This is a genomic window from Micromonospora sp. I033, assembly GCF_053890995.1.
On sequence record NZ_JBSSLX010000105.1, the window covers coordinates 1 to 18,555 of the forward strand.

Here is an 18,555-nt window from a genome sequence, read left to right on the forward strand (position 1 = left end):
GACCACGACTCGCTGGGCCTGTTCCAGCAGCGCCCGAGCTCGGGTTGGGGTTCGCCGGAGCAGATCACCGACCCCGAGTACTCGACGCTGGCGTTCCTGAAGGGTCTGAAGCAGGTCGACGGCTGGCAGGACATGCCGCTGACCGAGGCCGCCCAGACCGTGCAGGTCTCGGCCTACCCGGATGCGTACGCGCAGTGGGAGCAGCAGGCCGCCGACATCGTCGCGCAGTACTGGAACAGCTGAGCCAAGACGCTGGCCGGCACCCCGAACACGGGGTGCCGGCCAGCGGCGTCTCACGACGGCGAAGGACCACGACGGGCTGGGGGCGAGGGTGACCGGCGCAGGGATCAAGCCTGACCGCCCGGAGCCGGTCACCCTCGCCCCCAGCCCCAACCGCAACCAACTAGACCCGGAACCCCGCAGCCCGAGCCGCCTGGCGTTCGCGGCGCCGCGAACGACGTCGACGCAGGAACCAGAACAGGAACGCCACGAATCCGAGCAGGAACGCCAGCACCAGAACCGGCAGCAGGATCGCCACCACCGACATGACCGCGCTGGTCGCGTCCTCGGCGGTGCTGGCGACCGGGGCGCCGAAGCCGGCGGTGGTCGCGTTGATGACCGGGCGGGCGGCCGACTTGAGCAGGTGCACGCCGAGCGCGATGAGCACGCCGACCACCACGGGCACCCACTGGTGCGAGGAGAAGAAGGTGTCCGGGTCGCTGACCGTGACCGTCTCCGAGCTGGAGCCGGCGCCGAAGGCCAGCCCACCGGCGGTCGGCCGGACCACCGTCTGCACCACGTCGTTGACGTGGTCGACCACCGGCACCTTGTCGGCCACCACCTCGACGGCGAGCAGTACGGCGAGGATCAGCAGGACCCAGCCGTTGCCCAGCCACTGCCAGCCGCTCGGCAGCTCCATGAGGTCGGTGTAGCGCGCGAGCAGACCCATCAGCAGCAGGGGGATGTAGGCGTTCAGGCCGGCCGAGGCGGCGAGGCCGGAACCGGTGAGGACTTCGAGCACGATCTCAATATCGCACCGGTACGCCAGTGGCGCTCGTCGGCGACCGCCGGGTGCTCCGCTACCCTCGTCGGGTGCGGTTGGTGATTGCGAAGTGCTCGGTGGACTACGTCGGACGGCTCTCGGCGCACCTGCCGCTGGCCACCCGGTTGCTGATGGTGAAAGCGGACGGCTCGGTGTCGATCCACGCCGACGACCGGGCGTACAAGCCGTTGAACTGGATGAGCCCGCCGTGCCGGCTGGAGGAGGCCCCCGGCGTGTGGCGGGTGGTCAACAAGGCCGGCGAGGAGCTGCGCATCACCCTGGAGGAGATCTTCCAGGACACCTCGTACGAGCTGGGCGTCGACCCGGGCCTGCGCAAGGACGGCGTCGAGGCGCACCTGCAGGAGTTGCTCGCCGCCAACCCGGAGACCCTCGGCGAGGGCTTCACGCTGGTGCGGCGGGAGTACATGACGGCGATCGGCCCGGTCGACCTGCTCTGCCGGGACGCCAACCAGGGCGCGGTCGCGGTCGAGGTGAAGCGGCGGGGCGAGATCGACGGCGTCGAGCAGCTCACCCGCTACCTCGAACTGATGAACCGCGATCCGCTGCTCGCCCCGGTCGCCGGCGTGTTCGCCGCGCAGGAGATCAAGCCGCAGGCCCGGGTGCTCGCCACCGACCGCGGCATCCGTTGCGTGGTGGTCGACTACGACAAGCTGCGCGGCATCGAGCGCGACGAGCTGACCCTGTTCTGAGCCGGCGGGCCGGGGTCGTCAGCGGCCCCGGCCGTACATCAGCTTGGCGGCCTTGACCAGGCGGGCGACGTCGGCCGGCGTGCGCTCGAAGGTCATCGAGGGCAGCAGCGACCGGGCCCGGCGGCGGGTGATCGACTTGGCCCGGCCGAACTCGCGCAGCCCGTCCTCGCCGTGGATCCGGCCGAAGCCGGAGTCGCCGACGCCGCCGAACGGCAGCGTGGACATGCCGGCGAAGGTCAGCGTCGAGTTGACCGCGGCCATCCCGGAGCGCAGCCGCCGCGCCACCGCCACGGCCCGCTTGCGGCCGAAGACCGACCCCCCGAGACCGTACGACAGGGCGTTGGCCCGTTCCACGGCCTCGTCCACGTCGCGGACCCGGTTGACGGTCAGCGTCGGCCCGAAGGTCTCCTCGCGCACCGCTGCCGAGTCCTCCGGCACGTCCACCAGGACGGTCGGGTGCACGTACGGCGGCTGGACCGCCTCGGGGCCGCCGAGCACCGGCCGGCCGCCGCGGGACACCGCGTCGTCGATGTGCCGGCGGATGACGTCGACCTGGGACGGCATGGTGATCGGGCCGATGTCGGCGCCGTCGGCGCCGACGGTGAGCCGGCCGGCCTTCGTGACCACCTTGTCGACGAAGGCGTCGAAGACCTGGTCGACCGCGTAGACCCGCTCGATGCCGATGCAGGTCTGGCCGGCGTTGGTCAGCGCGCCCCAGACGCACGCCTCGGCGGCGGCGTCCAGGTCGGCGTCGGCGTCCACGATCATGGCGTCCTTGCCGCCCGCCTCCAGCAGCACCGGGGTGAGCGTCTCGGCGCAGGCCGCCATCACCTTCTTGGCGGTGGCGGTGGAGCCGGTGAAGGCGAGCTTCGCCACCCCCGAGCGGCACAGTGCCGCGCCGACGTCGCCGAGCCCGTGCACCGCCTGGAAGACCGGCTGCTCCGGCACCACCTCGGCGAACCGGTCCACCAGCCACTGCCCGACGGCCGGGGTGTACTCGCTCGGCTTGAACACCACCGCGTTCCCGGCGGCCAGCGCGTAGGCGGCGGAGCCGATCGGGGTGAAGACCGGGTAGTTCCACGGGCCGATGACGCCGACCACCCCGTACGGCTGGTATTCCAGGTGGCCGGTGAACTCGGCGAGGATCAGCCGGGAGCGGACCCGGCGCGGCCCGAGCACCCGCCGGGCGTTGCGGGCGGCCCAGTCGATGTGCTCCAGCGCGGTGAGGATCTCCACGATCGCGTCGCCGACCGGCTTGCCGCCCTCGGCGTGCACCAGGTCGGCCAGCTCCTCCATCCGGCGGGCCAGCACGCCACGCCAGCGCAGCAGCCGGTCGCGCCGGCCGGCGAAGCCGAGCCCGGCCCACCAGTCGCCGGCGGCGCGGGCCCGCTCCACCGCCGCGCGCACATCCGCCTCGGTCGCCACCGGGAGCCGCCCCGCCTCCGCGCCGGTCGCCGGACTGGTCGACACCAGTCGGCCGTCCTCGATGAGCGGGGTCCCCGGGACACGCACAGCCGTCATGGCCGAAGTCTAGACCCGAGCGTTACTCACCGGTAGGTCCCGAGCGACCCGTACTCTGCCCAGGTCGGCGGCGCGGCGGGCGCGGCGGGATCGACGGAAGTGCCGCCCATTGAACCGGCGACGCCCGCCGAAACGGCGAACAGGAGATGGCCGGCCGGGGCCACGGGGATGACCACGCGGTGGTGGGAGCGATTACGGTGAGGTGGCAGGCTGACGCCGCGGAGCGACGGTGGGGTGGAGGTCGACTGTCCATGGAGGAGCATCCGGAACTGATGCCGCTGTTGACGGTGTCGGGCGGGACGATGCGCGGGCTCAGTTTCCGCGTCGGCCAGGATCCGCAGGTCGTCGGCCGGGCGCCCAGCGCCCACATCGTGCTGGCCGACCCGCACCTGAGCCGGCGGCACGCCACGGTCCAGGCCACCCCCGACGGGGTGGTGCTCACCGACCTGGGCTCCACCAACGGCACCTGGCTCAACGACCAGCGGATCATCGGCAGCGTGCCGCTCACCGACGGGGACGTGATCCGGCTCGGCCGCACCGACCTGCGCTTCTTCGACCCGGGCGTGGCCCGGACCGACCCGGTCGGGATGAGCTTCATGCAGCCGCGCCGCGACCACCGGCCCACCCTGCCGCTGCCGGTCCCCCCGACGCCGCGGCCGCCGGTCGAGGCGCGCGGCGCGTTGCCGCTGCCGGTCGACGCGCACCGCTGACCCGAGTTCCGCCACACCGTCGGGCGGCCCCGGATGGGGGTCGCCCACATGGACCGGTCGCGGACGGCCGTGCCAGCATGCGCGGATGCGGAGCGAGCGACACACCGTCCACGCCAACGGCATCACCCAGTCGGTCCGGGTGGCCGGCCCGCCGGACGGCGTGCCGGTGCTGCTGGTGCACGGCAACGTGTCGTCCGCCGCGTTCTGGGAGCCGCTGCTGCCCCGGCTGCCGGAGACGCTCCGGGTGGTCGCCCCCGACCTGCGCGGATACGGCGAGACCGACACCGCCCCGGTCGACGCCACCCGGGGCCTCGGCGACTTCGCCGACGACGTGGCCGCCCTCCTCGACGCCCCCGGGCTGTTCGCCCCCGGCGCCCGGCCGGTGGTGGTCGGGCACTCCCTCGGCGGCGGGGTGGCGATGCGCCTGCTGGTCGACCACCCGGACCGGGTGGCCGGGTTGCTGCTGGAGGCGCCCGTCTCCCCGTACGGCTTCGGCGGGACCCGGGACCTCGACGGCACCCCCACCACGCCCGACTTCGCCGGCACCGGCGCGGGCACCGCGAACCCCGACTTCGTGGCCCGGTTGGCCGCCGGGGACCGGGGCGCCGAGGGCCCGACCAGCCCGCGTAGCGTGCTGCGCTCGGCGTACGTGGCCGATCCGGCGTCGCTGGGCGGCGACGAGGAGCTGCTGCTGGAAAGCATGCTGAGCACCGCCACGGGCGACGACAACTACCCCGGCACGGCGGTCGGCTCGGCGCACTGGCCGGGCACCGCGGCGGGGGAGCGCGGGGTGCTGAACGCCCTGGCGCCGGCCCACTTCCGGCTCGCGGACGAGCTGGTCGCCGTCCCGGCGAAGCCGCCGGTGACCTGGGTACGCGGCGACGTCGACGTGATCGTCTCGGACACGTCGCTGTTCGACCTGGCGTACCTGGGGTCGCTCGGGATGGTGCCGGGCTGGCCCGGGGCGGCGGACTGCCCGCCGCAGCCGATGGTCGGCCAGACCCGGGCGGTCCTCGACCGCTACGCGGCGGCCGGCGGGACGTACCGGGAGGTGGTGCTGCCCGGCTGCGGGCACAGCCCGCACCTGGAGCGGCCGGCCGAGTTCGTCGCCGAGCTGCTGGCGCTCGCGGGGGTGCCGACCGGGGTCTGACCGACGCGGTGCGTGAAATATCCCACGGCGTCTCGACAACCCAGCGTCACGTGGCAGACTCCGGCGCATAACCTTAGCGGCCGTTCAATGTCGGCAACGGCGGAGTCAAACCAAGGGGAGGCCGGTCGTGGCGCGCGAGTTCACCAGTGTGGGTGTGGTGGGTCTGGGCACCATGGGTGCCGGCATCGTCGAGGTGTTCGCCCGCAACGGCATCGACGTGGTGGCCGTCGAGATCTCCGCTTCCGCCCTGGAGCGCGGCCGGGCCACCCTCACCGGCTCGACCGACCGGGCGGTGGCCAAGGGCAAGCTCGCCGAGGCCGACCGGGACGCGCTGCTGGCCCGGGTGGACTTCCAGGTCGGTCTGGACGCCCTGCACTCGGTGGACCTCGTGATCGAGGCGGTGCCCGAGCACCTGGACCTGAAGCAGCGGATCTTCGGGGAGCTGGACCGGGTCTGCAAGCCCGAGGCGATCCTCGCCACCAACACCTCGTCCCTGAGCGTCACCGAGATCTCCGTCGCCACCACCCGGCCGAACCAGGTCATCGGCATCCACTTCTTCAACCCGGCACCGGTGATGAAGCTGGTCGAGGTGGTCCGCACCGTTGTCACCTCCGCCGACGTGGTGGCCGACGTGGAGGCGCTCTGCGAGCGGCTCGGCAAGGTCGACGTCACCATCAACGACCGGGCCGGATTCATCGCCAACGCCCTGCTCTTCGGCTACCTGAACCACGCGGTCGGCATGTTCGAGTCCCGCTACGCCACCCGCGAGGACATCGACGCCGCCATGAAGCTCGGCTGCGGCCTGCCGATGGGCCCGCTCGCGCTGATGGACCTGATCGGCCTGGACACCGCGTACGAGATCCTGGACACCATGTACCGGCGCGGCGGCCGCGACCGCCGGCACGCCCCGGTGCCGCTGATCAAGCAGATGGTCACGGCCGGCCTGCTCGGCCGGAAGTCCGGCCGCGGCTTCTACACCTACGAGCGGCCGGGCTCCCCGGTCGTCGTACCCGACGAGCACACCCCGGTGAGCACGGGCGCCGCGCTCGCCGACGGCGCCCGGGCGATCGCCAAGGTCGGCGTGGTCGGCTCCGGGACCATGGCCACCGGCATCATCGAGGTCTTCGCCAAGGCCGGTTACGAGGTCATCTCGGTGACCCGGGGCGCGGAGAAGTCCGCCAAGGTCTGCGAGACGGTCAAGACCTCGCTGAACAAGGGCGTGGTGCGGGGCAAGCTCAGCGAGACCGACCGGGACGCCGCGCTCGGCCGGGTCACCTGGTCGGCCACCCTGGACCACCTGGCCGACGTCGACCTGGTGGTCGAGGCCGTGGTCGAGGAGTTGAGCGTCAAGAAGGCCCTCTTCGCCAGCCTCGACGAGATCTGCAAGCCGGGCGTGGTGCTGGCCACCACCACCTCGTCGCTGCCGGTGATCGACGTGGCGATGGCCACCCAGCGGCCGGCCGACGTGATCGGCCTGCACTTCTTCAACCCGGCGCCGATCATGCCGCTGGTGGAGATCGTGCAGACCATCCGCACCTCGGCGGAGACCGCCGCCACCGCCCGGGCGGTCTGCGCGGCGCTGGGCAAGACCGGCGTGGTCTGCGGCGACCGGTCCGGCTTCATCGTCAACGCGCTGCTCTTCCCGTACCTGAACGACGCGGTGAAGATGCTGGAGGCCAGCTACTCGACGGCCGACGACATCGACTACGCCATGAAGCTCGGCTGCGGCTACCCGATGGGCCCGTTCGAGCTGCTCGACGTGGTCGGCCTGGACGTCTCGCTGGCCATCCAGCGCGAGCTCTACCTGGAGCTGCGCGAGCCCGGCTTCGCCCCGGCGCCGCTGCTGGAGCACCTGGTCACCGCCGGCTACCTGGGCCGCAAGAGCGGCCGCGGCTTCCGCGACCACACGAAGCGCTGATCCGGGTCAACATCCGGCGCCGGTGACGGCGTCTTCAGGGCGTGACCTTCGAGGAGTACGTCGGCAGCCGCGGCCCGGCCCTGTTGCGCCTGGCCCGGCTGCTGACCGGCGACGCGCACCGCGCCGAGGACCTGACCCAGGACGTCCTGGCCCGCGCGTACGTGCACTGGCGGAAGATCGCCCGGGCCGACCGGCCCGACGTGTACGTGCGGCGGATGCTGGTCAACGCGAACACGTCCTGGTGGCGCCGGCGGTCCAGCCGCGAGCTGGCCGTGGACACCTTCGCCGAGCGGCCCGAGCGCGGTGACCTCGGTGGCGAGGCGGCCGACCGGGACGAGATGTGGCGGCTGATCCGCGCCCTCCCCGACCGCCAGCGCGCCGTGCTGGTGCTGCGCTACTACGAGGACCTGGACGACGCGACCATCGCCCAGATCCTCGACTGCTCGCCGGTCACCGTCCGCACCCATGCGATGCGGGCGCTCGCCCAGCTCCGGGAGCGCTGCGGCGTCCCGACGACGAAGGGGAGCCGGCAGTGACCGACCTCGACCAGCGGATCAGCGACGTGCTCCGGCAGCGGGCCGAGGGCGCCGTGGACACTGATCGGCTCACCGCCGGGGCGGTGGCCCGCGGCCGGCGGTGGCGCCGCCGTCGGCGGGCCGTGCTGGGCTCCGGCCTCGCCGTGGTCGCGCTGCTCGGCGGACTCGCCGTCGGCCCGGGCCTGCCCGGAGCGGGCCTGCCGTTCGCCGGCACATGGTCGCACGGGTCGCACGGGTCGGCCGGGGCGGTTCCGCCGCTGGTGCGGGCCACGCCGGGAGCGGCGGACGCGCCCGGGGCCGTCGGCACCGACGCCGGGGTGGTGCATTTCGGCGTCGACACCTCCAGGGTCCGCTACGTGGGCTGGGAGGTGTGGCGCGACGTGGAGAGCGTCCGGCTGGACATCGGCGACGGGCGGGCCGTCACCGTCGAGATGGCGCAGTCGGCGCAGGCCCTGCGGAACTACAGCGCCGACGGGGTGCCCTTCGAGGTGAGTGAGCTCGCGAGCGAGGCGGCCTTCGACGGCCGGACCAGCAGGCTGACCGTCGACGGGATGCCGATCTGGGTCCGGCAGTGGCAGCCCGTGCCCGGCGTGTATGCCCGGGCCAGCGTGTCGGCGCCGCAGGACACCGGGCTGACCGTGGCGACGCGGGCGTTGCGGCTGACCGAGGCGCGCCGGTGTGATGCTCCCGTCCGACTCACGAGTGTGCCGGACGGCGCCCGGGTCATCGGCTGCCGCGTCGACGTGAACGGCTTCCCGCGGCTGGTGACCGCCCGGTTCGTCATCGCCGGCTCCGGCGCCAGCCAGATGACCGTCTCCTACCTCCATGCGGCTGAGGTTTCGGCCTCGGCCACGGACGAGAACATGGAGATCAACGGGCGGCCCGCCCACCTCGACGCGAAGCGTGGCCGGTTGGAGCTGCTGGGCTTGCCGAAATCGCACCTGCTCGCCGATTACGGCTGGCCGGAGACGGGCTTCGACCAGCAGGACGCGGCGCTCGTCCTGGGCGGCGCGCAGGTGGCACCGGACCCGACCCGCCCGGAGACCTGGGACTGAGCGGTCCGCCGGCCGGAGCCGCCCGACCCGGGCCGCTCCGGCCGGTGGACCGTACGCTTGGTGACCGTGAGCCCCCGTCGCAACCGTCCCCGCCGGGACGACACCGCCCACCTGGACGCCGAGCGGGCGCGCCAGGGCGTGCCGACCGTCCAGCAGTGGCGCGACGGCGACTGGCAGGTGCGCGGGATCACCGGCGGGGCGTCGGTCAAGACGTACCGCTGCCCCGGCTGCGACCAGGAGATCCGGCCCGGGGTGGCGCACCTGGTGGCCTGGCCGGCCGACGACCGGGGCGACCTGACCGACCGTCGGCACTGGCACAGCGGCTGCTGGCGGGCCCGGGACCGGCGCGGGCCGAACCTGCAGCGCGGCCGGAGCGCCCCCCGCTACGGCTGAGCGACCTGGATCACGCTGTTTCCGCCCCGGCGGGCGGCGCGGACGGCGGCGCGGGAGACTGGGACGGTGAGCACACCGATCCGTGCGTCGTCGATCCTGCCCGGTCGCCGGGAGGACATCGAGCTGCACACCGCCGACGGTCTGAAGCTGGTCGGCGAGCTGGCCCGGCCGCTGGACCGGGAGCCGGCCGGCACCCTGGTCTGCCTGCACCCGCTGCCCACCCACGGCGGGATGATGGACAGCCACGTGTTCCGCAAGGCCGCCTGGCGGCTGCCCGCGCTGGCCGACCTGGCCGTGCTCCGGTTCAACACCCGGGGCACCAGCAGCGTCCGCGGCACCAGCGAGGGGGCGTTCGACGCCGCGGTCGGCGAGCGCTTCGACGTCGCCGCCGCCATCGAGTACGCCGAGTTCCACGAGCTGCCGAACATCTGGCTCGTCGGCTGGTCGTTCGGCACCGACCTGGCGCTGAAGTACGGCTGCGACCCGGCGATCGCCGGGGCCATCCTGCTCTCCCCGCCGCTGCGCTTCTCCCAGCCCGAGGACCTGACCGCCTGGGCCGAGTCCGGCCGGCCGCTGACCGCGCTGGTCCCCGAGTTCGACGACTACCTGCGCCCCGAGGAGGCCCGGCAGCGCTTCGCCGCGGTGCCGCAGGCCGAGGTGGTCGGGGTGCCCGGCGCCAAGCACCTCTGGGTCGGCGACGCGGAAACCGTGTTGAACGAAATCGTCAGCCGGGTCAACCCGGCCGTGCCGGTGCCGCTGCCGACCACCTGGGACGGCCCGATGGAGACCGGCGACGCCAGCGCGTACGCCGACCGGACGGTGGCCGCCTTCGCCGACACCCCGGTGGCCGGCCCGGAGCAGCGCCGCGCCGGCTGACGGTCAGCGCGACTCCTGCCGGGGCAGCACCACCTCGCGCAGGATGAGCTGGATCGCGGCCACCGTGGGGATCGCGATCAGCGCGCCGACCACACCGAGCAGCGACACCCCGAGCAGGGCGGCGAGCAGCGCCGCCACCTCGTTGACCGAGACCGCCCGCCGCATGATTTTCGGGTAGATCAGGTAGTTCTCCACCTGCTGGTAGATCAGGAAGAAGACCAGGCAGGCGATGCCGACCGGCAGGTCGGTGGCGAGCCCGACCAGGGTCACCACCACGGCGCCCAGGGTCGCCCCGATCTGCGGGATCAGGTCGGTCACCGCGACCACCACGGCCAGGGCGAACGGGTACGGCAGGCCGACCACCAGGGCGAACACGAAGGTGCTCACACCGGCCAGCACGGCGATGGTCAGCGCGCCGACCATGTACGCGCCGACCCGGGCCAGGATCTCGTCGCCGATCAGGCGGACGCGCTCCCGGCGGGTCCGGGGCACCAGCGCGTACCCGAGGTCGCGCAGCTTGTTGAAGTAGGCCAGGAAGTAGATCGTCAGCACCAGCACGGTCAGCGCCCGGAAGATGGTGCCGAAGATGAGCTGCGCCCCGCCCAGCACACCGCCGAGGGCCCGGCCGACGGTGTCCGCGTTCGCCGCCGACTGGACGCGCTGCATCACGTCGTAGCGCTCGATCAGGTCGTTGACCGTGGGGTTGCGGCGCAGGTCGTCGACGTAGCCGGGGAGGTGCTCGATGAACTGCCCGGACTGGGTCACCACCGGCGGCACCAGGGCCAGCAGCCCGCCGACGATCAGCAGCACCACGGTCAGCGTCACCACGGCCACCGCCAGCCCGTGCGGCAGCCCCCAGCGGCGCAGCCGGACCACCGCGGGGTGCAGGCCGACGGCGAGGAAGAGCGCGATCACCACCAGCACCAGGATGCCGGCCGCGTTCCGCAGGCCCAGGAACACCGCGTACGCCAGCAGCACGCCCAGCGCCCCGGTGAAGCCGACCAGGAAGCTGCTGCGCCGCAGCGGCCGGCCCGGCACCCCGAACCGCCCGCTCGGCTCGAACTCGGTCGGCTCGGTCTCCAGGCCGACCTCGGTCAGCCCGGGCCTGCCGGCCGGTGGTCACCAGCCAGCCGCTGTCCGGGTCGTACGCGGTGCGCCCGGCCGGCCGGATCCGCCGGGAGTGCTGCTCCCAGCCGTCCAGCAGCAGCTCGGCGCTCTCCCCCGCCGGGTCGTACGCGAGCACCTGCCGGGACAGGTTCTCCAGCACCACCGGGCAGCCGGCCAGCTCGGCGGCCTGCCGGACCACCTCGGCCGGCTCGGCGCCCTCGACGGAGAGCTCGGTGAAGCGCTGGTGGATCTCCTCCGTGGCCCGCAGCTCGGTGAGCTGGGCGTCCACGATCAGCGCGTGCACCGCCTCGGTGATCCGCACGAACGGGGTGGCCCGGCGCAGCTCGACCAGGGGCAGCCCGCGCCGTTCGGCGGCGGCCGCCATCACCCGGGGCACCCCGCTGACGTAGCGGCGGCCCAGCTCCACCACCAGCCCGGAGACCCCGACGTCGGCCAGGTCGCCGATGAACGCGCGCAGGCCGGCGTCGTCGGCGGGCAGCCCGATCCCGGTGGTGAGCACCAGCTCGCCGCCGCCGAGCAGGGTGGCGATGTCGGGCACCTCGGCCACGTGCACCCAGCGCACCGGCCGGTCCAGGCCCGCGTCCCCGGCGACCAGGCGCGGCGCGCCGTGGCGCACCGGCACCAGGGCGAGCACCTCACGGACGGTAGGGAACACGGGCGACACGCTACCCTGCGTCACCGCCGATTCCGAGCGCCGCCGGCCGCCAGGGTCACAGCGGGTCGTCGCGGCCCAGCTCCCAGCAGGCCACCGCGGTGGCGGCGGCGACGTTGAGCGAGTCCACCCCGCGCCGCATCGGGATCACCACCCGGACGTCGCTGGCGGCCATGGCGGCCCGGGTCAGGCCGGCCCCCTCGGCTCCCATCAGCAGGGCCGCGCGGGCCCGCTGCCCGGCGTCCAGCCGCTGGATCGGCACCGCGTCCGGGGCGGGCGTCATGGCCAGCACCGTGAAGCCCGCCGCCCGGACCTGGCCGAGCGCGTCCGGCCAGGGCTCCAGCTTCGCGTACGGAATGGCGAAGACCTCGCCCATGCTGACCCGGACGCTGCGCCGGTACAGCGGGTCGGCGCAGGTCGGCGAGAGCAGCACGGCGTCCACCCCGAGCGCCGCCACGGCCCGGAAGATCGCGCCCAGGTTGGTGTGGTTGTTGACGTCCTCCAGGATCACCACCCGCCGGGCGGTGGCCAGCACCTCGGCGGCGGACGGCAGGGGCTTGCGGCGGAACGAGGCGAGCACGCCCCGGTGCACGTGAAAGCCGGTGGCCCGCTGGAGCACGTCCGGGGTGGCCGCGTACACCGGGGTGTCGCCGGTGTCGAGGTCGGCGAGCTGGTCCACCCGCTTGGCGTCGACCAGGTACGACCGGGCCGGGTAGCCGGCGCGCAGTGCCCGCCGCAGCACCAGCTCGCCCTCGGCGATGAACAGCCCGTGCGGGGGCTCCCAGCGGGTGCGCAGCTCCACGTCGGTCAGCGCGCGGTAGTCGGCGATCCGGTCGTCGTCGGGGTCGGTGATCTCGTGGACGGGCACCGGACGATTCTGCCTGGTCCGTCCGGTCGGTCCGGCGCGGCCCGGGTTTCCGCCGCCCCGGGCGGGGAACGGAGCCGGGAAAGCGGACAGCGACGAAGGGATCACCCGATGAGCGCGGACGCCACCGGCGACGGCCGGCTGCCCCGGGGCGCCACGGTCGCCGACTACATCGTGGCCCGGCTGGCGGAGTGGGGCGTGCGCCGCTACTACGGCTACCCGGGTGACGGCATCAACGGGATGACCTCCGCGCTGCAACGGGCCACCGGCCGGGCCCAGTTCATCCAGGTCCGGCACGAGGAGACGGCCGGCTTCGCGGCCAGCGCCCACGTGAAGTACGGCGGCGGCCCGCTCGGCTGCGTGGTGGTGACCAGCGGCCCCGGCGCCATCCACGTGCTCAACGGCCTGTACGACGCCAAGCTCGACCACCAGCCGGTGGTGGCGCTGCTCGGGCACACCGCGCTGCCCGCCGAGGGCGGCGGCTACTACCAGGAGGTCGACCTGCTCGCCCTCTACAAGGACGTGGCGTCGGCCTTCCTCGCCCAGCTCGACGACCCGTCCCAGGCGCGGCACCTGGTCGACCGGGCCTGCCGGACCGCCCTGGCCCGGCGTACGGTCACCGCCCTGGTGCTCCCCTCCGACGTGCAGGACAAGCCGGCGGTGCCGGAGCCGCCGCACGCGCACGGCTACTACCACACCAGCGCGGTGCCGAGCAGCACGCCGACCGTGCCGCCGGAGGAGGAGGTGCGCCGGGCGGCCGAGGTGCTGCGCGGCGGGGAGAAGGTCGCCATGCTGGTCGGGCAGGGCGCCCTCGGCGCGGAGGACGAGGTGCGCCGGATCGCCGACCGGCTCGGCGCCGGGGTGGCGACCGCCCTGCTCGGCTTCGCCGCCGTCGACCACCGCCAGCCCTGGGTGACCGGCGCGATCGGCCTGCTCGGCAGCCGACCGAGCTGGCAGCTCATGAAGGAGTGCGACCGGCTGCTGATCGTCGGCAGCAACATGCCGTACTCCGAGTTCTACCCGCCCCAGGGGCAGGCCCGGGCGGTGCAGATCGACCTGGACGGCAGCCGGATGGGGCTGCGCTACCCGACCGAGGTGAACCTGACCGGCGACGCCGCGCCGACCCTGCGGGCGCTGCTGCGGGAGCTGGGCACCGGGCCGGTGCCGACCGCCTGGCGGGCCACCCTGGCCGACGCCACCGGGAAGTGGTGGCGGGCCCAGCGGGAACTGGCCGAGCAGCCGGCCGACCCGGTGAACCCGCAGCTGCTCTTCGCCACGCTGGACGACGCCCTGCCGGACGACGCCATGCTGGCGGTGGACTGCGGCACCGCCACCGCCTGGTACGCCCGCCACATCCGGGTCCGCCCCGGCATGCTGGCCAGCCTCTCCGGCACCCTGCTCTCCATGGGTGGGGCCATGCCGTACGCCATCAGCGCGAAGTTCGCCCACCCGGACCGCCCGCTGGTCGCGCTGATCGGCGACGGCGCGATGCAGATGAACGGGGTCAACGAGCTGATCACCGTGGCGAAGTACTGGCGGGAGTGGGCGGACCCGCGGTTCGTGGTGCTGGTGCTCAACAACCGCGACCTGTCCTTCGTCAGCTGGGAGCAGCGCTCCGGCGAGGGGACGCCGATGTTCCCGGCGAGCCAGGACCTGCCGGACGTGGCGTACCACAGATGGGCGGAGGTGCTGGGGCTCGACGGTGTGCTGGTCGACTCCCCCGACCAGGTGCCCGACCTGTGGCAGCGGGCGCTGCGCGCCGACCGGCCGGTGGTGGTGAACGCCGTCGTCGACCCGGCCGAGCTGATGCTGCCGCCGCACTTCACCATCGAGCAGGCGCGCAAGACGGCCGCCGCGGTGCTGCGCGGGGACAGCGACCGGACGGAGATCCTCCGGCGCGGGCTGCCGGCGGTCGTCGCCACGTACCGTCCCCGCCGGCGCGGCCGGTGAGGCGTCAGGCCCGCTCGTAGCGCAGCAGCACCGACCGGCCGTCGAAGCCCCTGGTCCCGGTCAGCCGCAGGTCGAGGCGGTCCTTGCCGGGGAAGACCGGGCTGCCGCCGCCCAGCACCACCGGGTGCACCACCACCTGGTACTCGTCGATCAGCCCCAGCTCGGTCAGCGCCGCCGCCGCGCCGGCGCCGCCGGTGAGCAGCAGATCCTTACCCGGCTGCGCCTTCAGCTCGGCGACCTCGGCGGCCAGGTCGCGGCCGATCACCCGGGCGCCGTACTCGGCGCTCTCCAGGGTGCGGGAGATGACGATCTTCGGGGTACGCGCCCAGACCGGGGCGAACCGCAGGTCGTGCGGGTCCTGGGAGATCTGTTCCGCGCGGGGCCAGTACCAGGACATGAGCCCCCAGACCTTGCCGCCGTAGAGGAAGGCGTCGGCCCGGTCGGTCAGCTCGAAGGAGTACGCCGACAGCTCCGGCCCCATGGCCGGCCAGTCGAACTCCCCGTTCGGCCCCTCGATGAAGCCGTCGACCGACTGGTGCACCCAGTAGACGAGCTTGCGCATGGTGTCTCTCCTCGCTCGGTGGCCGCCCCGGCGGGCGCGCTCACCGGTGGGTCGGAGCCGGCCAACCGGATCCGACAGCCGGCGCGGATTTTTTTCCGGAGACTTGCCCGGAGCGGCTAGCGTCCGGATCCGTGGCCCGCTCCGTGATGATCGCCCTGGTCGGTGTCGACGGCTCCGGCAAGAGCACCCAGGCCCGGGCGCTCGCCCGCCGGCTGACAGCCCGGGGAGTCCCGGCGAGCTACTTCGAGAACGCCGGCGGCCGGCCGCTGTGGAACAGGCTGGCCCGGGCGCTCGGCCGGCCGGACGGGGTGGCGCTGTTCGGCCGTACCCTCTATCCGGCGCTGGAGGCGACGGTCCGCGCGCTGGCCATGGCCCGCACGGTGCTGGTGGCCCGGCTGACCGGGCGCACGGCGGTGCTGGACCGCTGGACCTGGTGCCAGGAGGTCATCATGGCCGCCCGCGGCGACCGGGGACGGCGCGCGGTCCGGGCGGCGTACGCGATCTTCCCGCGCCCGGCGGTGGTCTGCTTCCTGGCCAGCTCCCCCGAGGTGGCGCAGCGGCGGGTGGCGGCCCGGGGCATCGACACCGAGGAGCTGGCGCACCTGCGCGCGCTGGACGCCGCCTACCGCGCCCTGCCGGAGTTCGACTCGTTCGTGGTGCTGGACGGCGACGCCGACCCCGACGAGGTGGCAGCGGCCCTGGACCGCGCGGTGTCACCGCTGGTCGGCTAGCTTCCGATCATGGCCTACCACCTGGTCGACCGGTTGCCCACGGTCGAGGAGTTCGTCGCCGTCACCACCGCCGTCGGCTGGACCGACGCCTACGACCCGGCGGCGATCCCGGCCTCGCTGGCCGCCTCGCTGCACGGCGTGGTCGCGGTCGAGGACGACCGGGTGATCGGGATCGGCCGGCTGGTCGGCGACGGCGCGATCTACTACTACCTCCAGGACCTCGCCGTCGTGCCGGAGCGGCAGCGACGCGGCGTGGGGGCGGCGATCCTGGCCCGGCTGGAGGAGTGGATCGCCGGCCGGGCCTCGGCCCGGGCCTTCGTCGGACTCTTCGCCGCCGGGGAGTCGGCCGGCCTCTACCGGCGCTTCGGCTACCAGGTGCACGAGGGCATGACCGGCATGTTCCGCGTCGGCCCCCGCCGCTGACCGGCCACGGTCAGCCGCGGCCGCGGCCCTGGAGCCAGCGGAGCAGGTCGGACGGGAGGTTGTCCCGGTCCCGCTGGCGCCGCTCCTCGGGCTCCGGGGTGGGGCGCGGCTGCGGGCGCTGTGGGTCGCCGGCCAGCTCGCGGCTCGGCGCCGTGAAGTCCTTCACCGGCTTGCCGTCCACCGCCGTCCTGATCACCCGGGCCACCGCGTCGATCACCCTGGCCTGCACGGCCGAGCCGACCAGGTCGGTCGAGTCGTCGGGGTTGGCCGCGATGCCGGCCACGGCGACCTGCGGGGTGAACCCGACGAAGGTCTCGGTGGCGTTCTGCTCGGAGCTACCGGTCTTGCCGGCCACCGGGCGGTTGACGATCCGGTTGACCGAGGTGGCGGTGCCGCCGTTGCACTGCCCGTACGCCGACTGCTGGCCGACCGGGCAGCGGGCCGCGTCGGTGGCCGCCCGGGCCACGTCGGCGTCCAGCACCTTGCGGCAGGAGGGCTGGCCGACGTCGACCTTCTCGCCGTTGGCGGCGGTCACCGAGACCACCGGCAGCGGGGCGCAGTAGGTCCCCTCGGCGGCCACGGTGGCGTAGGCGTTGGCCAGGTCGAGCGGGGTGGTGGCGGCGACGCCGAGGGTGAACGCGCCCCAGTTCTCCGCGTTGTCCTTGGCGAAGGTGGCGTCGGAGTCGGCCCGGAAGGTGATGCCGAGCCGCTGCGCCATCTCCACCACCTTGTCCTCGCCGACCTGCTCGGCCAGCCAGACGAAGTAGGTGTTCACGGAGCGGCCGAAGCCGTCCCACATCATCCGGTAGCCGTCCATCCACTCCGGGTTGGCGTTGGCCGGGCACCACTTGCCGTCACAGTTGCCCTCGGCGTCGGAGCCGTACCGGGTGGGCAGCTTCGCCGGGGCGTCGAAGCCGGTGGCGAGCGGCTTGCCGGCCTCCAGGGCGGCGAGCATGGTGAACAGCTTGAACGTCGAGCCGGCCTGGTAGCCGTCGACGCTGGCGCCGCCGGAGATCAGCGGGTTGACGGTGTTCGGGTGGTTGGCCTGCCCGGCCGGGTTGTCGGCGAGGCTGTAGTGCCGGTTGACCGCCATGGCGAGCACCCGGCCGGTGCCCGGCTCGACCGCGGCGATCGGCAGGGCGCGCTTGTTGCCGTACCCGTAGACGCTGGTGGCCTGCTTCTGCGCGGTCTGCTGGATCTTCGGGTCGAGGGTGCTGACCACGGTGTAGCCGCCCCGGCGCAGCGCCTGCTCGCGCTCCTTGACCGTGTCCCCGAAGGCCGGCTGGGCGAGCCACCACTGCCGCAGGTAGTCGCAGAAGAAGCCCCAGTCGTCGTGGCCCGTGGCGGTCGCGGTGCAGCCGTTGGGCTGAGCGGTCGGGTGCAGGGCGAGGGTCTCCGCCTTGGCCGCGGCCGCCTGCTGGGCGGTGATCGCGCCGGTCTCGGCCATCGAGTCGAGCACGTACCCCCGCCGGGCGAGCGCCTGGTCCTTGTCGCCGTCGATCGGGCTGTACTCGTCGGGCGACTGGACCAGGCCGGCGAGCAGGGCCGCCTCGCCCAGGGTCAGGTCGGCCGGGGCCTTGCCGAAGTAGCGCTGGCTGGCCGCGGCGACGCCGTACGCGCCGGAGCCGAAGTACGCGATGTTGAGGTAGCGGTTGAGGATCTCGTCCTTGCTGAGCGTCTTCTCCAGCGCGGTCGCGTACCGGATCTCCTGGAGCTTGCGGCCGACGGTCTGCTCGGTGGCGGCCTGCCGCTCCTCGGCGGTGCGGGTCGGGTCGGTCTTGAGCACGTTGCGGACGTACTGCATGGTCAGCGTGGAGCCGCCCTGCTCGGTGCCGCCGCCCTTGACGTTGGCGACCAGGGCGCGGGCGATGCCCCGCAGGTCGGCGCCGCCGTGCGAGTAGAAGCGGCGGTCCTCGGCCGCGATGATCGCCTGGCGCATCACCGGGGCGATCTCGGCCAGCGGCACGTCGGTGCGGTTGACGTCGTAGAACGTGGTGATCAGGGTCTCGCCGTCGTTGGCGTAGAGGTAGGAGCGCTGCGGCTGCGCGGGGGTGCGCAGCGCGTCGGGCAGCTCCGCGTACGCGCCGAGGCCGGCCTGGGCCGCGAACCCGCCGAGCAGGCCGCCGGGGAGCGCGGCGACCGCGAGGACGAGCCCGGCGAGGACGCCGGCGAGCAGCACGGTGAAGAGCCGCGACAGCGGCGTCCGGGGAGACGGCATGGACCCCAGGATTACCGCGAATACGGCGATTCGACCACCCCGCCAGGCAACTGTCAGTTACCTCACGGCAACCTCCCAGCGAACGTCAGCCCGTCGATCATGAGGTTGACGGCGA

Annotated in this window: 17 protein-coding genes and 2 pseudogenes; 12 read left to right on the forward strand and 7 right to left on the reverse strand. The window is 73.7% G+C overall.

The window, feature by feature from the left end; all coding sequences use genetic code 11:
• Window positions 1–243 (forward strand): annotated as a pseudogene (locus ACW0Q9_RS18235) (hypothetical protein); the annotation flags it as partial.
• Between the two features lie 160 nt (window positions 244–403).
• On the opposite strand, the gene ACW0Q9_RS18240 reads toward ACW0Q9_RS18235, so the two are convergent.
• Window positions 404–1,021: a DUF4126 domain-containing protein gene (locus tag ACW0Q9_RS18240; protein WP_456182827.1), complete on the reverse strand. Its 618-nt coding sequence runs from the start codon at window positions 1,019–1,021 to the stop codon at window positions 404–406.
• Window positions 1,022–1,092: 71 nt separating this feature from the next.
• On the opposite strand from ACW0Q9_RS18240, the gene nucS reads away from it, so the two are divergent.
• On the forward strand, window positions 1,093–1,752 hold the full coding sequence (gene nucS, locus ACW0Q9_RS18245) for an endonuclease NucS (protein ID WP_091269785.1): 660 nt from the start codon (window positions 1,093–1,095) through the stop codon (window positions 1,750–1,752).
• An 18-nt stretch (window positions 1,753–1,770) separates the two neighbouring features.
• On the opposite strand, the gene ACW0Q9_RS18250 is transcribed toward nucS, so the two are convergent.
• Window positions 1,771–3,273, reverse strand: coding sequence for an aldehyde dehydrogenase family protein (locus ACW0Q9_RS18250; protein WP_456182829.1), 1,503 nt, complete (start codon window positions 3,271–3,273; stop codon window positions 1,771–1,773).
• Between the two features lie 251 nt (window positions 3,274–3,524).
• On the opposite strand from ACW0Q9_RS18250, the gene ACW0Q9_RS18255 reads away from it, so the two are divergent.
• The 7 genes from ACW0Q9_RS18255 to ACW0Q9_RS18285 all read left to right on the forward strand — a co-directional run bounded on the left by ACW0Q9_RS18255 (window position 3,525) and on the right by ACW0Q9_RS18285 (window position 9,911).
• Complete coding sequence (locus ACW0Q9_RS18255) at window positions 3,525–3,983, forward strand: FHA domain-containing protein (RefSeq protein ID WP_456182831.1); 459 nt, start codon at window positions 3,525–3,527, stop codon at window positions 3,981–3,983.
• Between the two features lie 85 nt (window positions 3,984–4,068).
• Complete coding sequence (locus ACW0Q9_RS18260; RefSeq protein WP_456182833.1) at window positions 4,069–5,133, forward strand: alpha/beta fold hydrolase; 1,065 nt, start codon at window positions 4,069–4,071, stop codon at window positions 5,131–5,133.
• A gap of 127 nt (window positions 5,134–5,260) precedes the next feature.
• Window positions 5,261–7,051: a 3-hydroxyacyl-CoA dehydrogenase family protein gene (locus ACW0Q9_RS18265; protein ID WP_456182835.1), complete on the forward strand. Its 1,791-nt coding sequence runs from the start codon at window positions 5,261–5,263 to the stop codon at window positions 7,049–7,051.
• 41 nt (window positions 7,052–7,092) lie between these two features.
• Entirely contained in the window at window positions 7,093–7,587 is a 495-nt protein-coding gene (locus ACW0Q9_RS18270; RefSeq protein WP_456182837.1) for a SigE family RNA polymerase sigma factor, read from the forward strand.
• Window positions 7,584–8,642 (forward strand): hypothetical protein, encoded by a 1,059-nt coding sequence (locus tag ACW0Q9_RS18275; RefSeq protein WP_456182839.1) that lies wholly within the window; start codon window positions 7,584–7,586, stop codon window positions 8,640–8,642. Before ACW0Q9_RS18270 ends, ACW0Q9_RS18275 begins: the two co-directional genes overlap by 4 nt.
• Window positions 8,643–8,708: 66 nt before the next feature.
• Window positions 8,709–9,035 (forward strand): hypothetical protein, encoded by a 327-nt coding sequence (locus ACW0Q9_RS18280; RefSeq protein ID WP_456182841.1) that lies wholly within the window; start codon window positions 8,709–8,711, stop codon window positions 9,033–9,035.
• A 66-nt stretch (window positions 9,036–9,101) separates the two neighbouring features.
• Entirely contained in the window at window positions 9,102–9,911 is an 810-nt protein-coding gene (locus tag ACW0Q9_RS18285) for an alpha/beta hydrolase (RefSeq protein ID WP_456182843.1), read from the forward strand.
• 3 nt (window positions 9,912–9,914) lie between these two features.
• Here ACW0Q9_RS18285 and ACW0Q9_RS18290 read toward each other — a convergent pair whose 3' ends face one another.
• The 3 genes and pseudogenes from ACW0Q9_RS18290 to ACW0Q9_RS18300 form a co-directional block, all read right to left on the reverse strand.
• On the reverse strand, window positions 9,915–11,009 hold the full coding sequence (locus ACW0Q9_RS18290) for an AI-2E family transporter (protein ID WP_456182855.1): 1,095 nt from the start codon (window positions 11,007–11,009) through the stop codon (window positions 9,915–9,917).
• A pseudogene (locus tag ACW0Q9_RS18295) lies at window positions 10,996–11,694 on the reverse strand (PucR family transcriptional regulator ligand-binding domain-containing protein); the annotation flags it as partial. The pseudogene ACW0Q9_RS18295 and the gene ACW0Q9_RS18290, both read right to left, overlap by 14 nt.
• A 55-nt stretch (window positions 11,695–11,749) precedes the next feature.
• Window positions 11,750–12,649 carry a TrmH family RNA methyltransferase gene (locus ACW0Q9_RS18300; protein WP_456182857.1) on the reverse strand — a complete coding sequence of 300 codons (900 nt, stop codon included), beginning with the start codon at window positions 12,647–12,649 and terminating at the stop codon, window positions 11,750–11,752.
• Window positions 12,650–12,667: 18 nt separating this feature from the next.
• Here ACW0Q9_RS18300 and ACW0Q9_RS18305 point away from each other — a divergent pair, with 18 nt between their 5' ends.
• Window positions 12,668–14,506 (forward strand): thiamine pyrophosphate-requiring protein, encoded by a 1,839-nt coding sequence (locus ACW0Q9_RS18305; RefSeq protein ID WP_456182845.1) that lies wholly within the window; start codon window positions 12,668–12,670, stop codon window positions 14,504–14,506.
• 4 nt (window positions 14,507–14,510) lie between these two features.
• Here ACW0Q9_RS18305 and ACW0Q9_RS18310 read toward each other — a convergent pair whose 3' ends face one another.
• Window positions 14,511–15,068 carry a dihydrofolate reductase family protein gene (locus ACW0Q9_RS18310; protein ID WP_456182847.1) on the reverse strand — a complete coding sequence of 186 codons (558 nt, stop codon included), beginning with the start codon at window positions 15,066–15,068 and terminating at the stop codon, window positions 14,511–14,513.
• 131 nt (window positions 15,069–15,199) lie between these two features.
• Between ACW0Q9_RS18310 and ACW0Q9_RS18315 the strand changes: the two genes are divergently transcribed.
• Both ACW0Q9_RS18315 and ACW0Q9_RS18320 read left to right on the forward strand, forming a co-directional pair.
• Window positions 15,200–15,799 carry a dTMP kinase gene (locus ACW0Q9_RS18315; protein WP_456182849.1) on the forward strand — a complete coding sequence of 200 codons (600 nt, stop codon included), beginning with the start codon at window positions 15,200–15,202 and terminating at the stop codon, window positions 15,797–15,799.
• 9 nt (window positions 15,800–15,808) lie between these two features.
• Window positions 15,809–16,222: a GNAT family N-acetyltransferase gene (locus tag ACW0Q9_RS18320; RefSeq protein WP_456182851.1), complete on the forward strand. Its 414-nt coding sequence runs from the start codon at window positions 15,809–15,811 to the stop codon at window positions 16,220–16,222.
• 10 nt (window positions 16,223–16,232) lie between these two features.
• On the opposite strand, the gene ACW0Q9_RS18325 is transcribed toward ACW0Q9_RS18320, so the two are convergent.
• Complete coding sequence (locus ACW0Q9_RS18325; RefSeq protein ID WP_456182853.1) at window positions 16,233–18,440, reverse strand: transglycosylase domain-containing protein; 2,208 nt, start codon at window positions 18,438–18,440, stop codon at window positions 16,233–16,235.
• Window positions 18,441–18,555 lie beyond the last annotated feature (115 nt).

Bases quoted from the DNA above. Each gene is read 5' to 3' on its own strand.
- ACW0Q9_RS18305 (WP_456182845.1), top strand. From the start codon at position 12,668: ATGAGCGCGGACGCCACCGGCGACGGCCGGCTGCCCCGGGGCGCCACG.
- ACW0Q9_RS18320 (WP_456182851.1), top strand. From the start codon at position 15,809: ATGGCCTACCACCTGGTCGACCGGTTGCCCACGGTCGAGGAGTTCGTC.
- ACW0Q9_RS18250 (WP_456182829.1), bottom strand. From the start codon at position 3,273: ATGACGGCTGTGCGTGTCCCGGGGACCCCGCTCATCGAGGACGGCCGA.
- ACW0Q9_RS18255 (WP_456182831.1), top strand. From the start codon at position 3,525: ATGGAGGAGCATCCGGAACTGATGCCGCTGTTGACGGTGTCGGGCGGG.
- ACW0Q9_RS18260 (WP_456182833.1), top strand. From the start codon at position 4,069: ATGCGGAGCGAGCGACACACCGTCCACGCCAACGGCATCACCCAGTCG.
- ACW0Q9_RS18325 (WP_456182853.1), bottom strand. From the start codon at position 18,440: ATGCCGTCTCCCCGGACGCCGCTGTCGCGGCTCTTCACCGTGCTGCTC.
- ACW0Q9_RS18310 (WP_456182847.1), bottom strand. From the start codon at position 15,068: ATGCGCAAGCTCGTCTACTGGGTGCACCAGTCGGTCGACGGCTTCATC.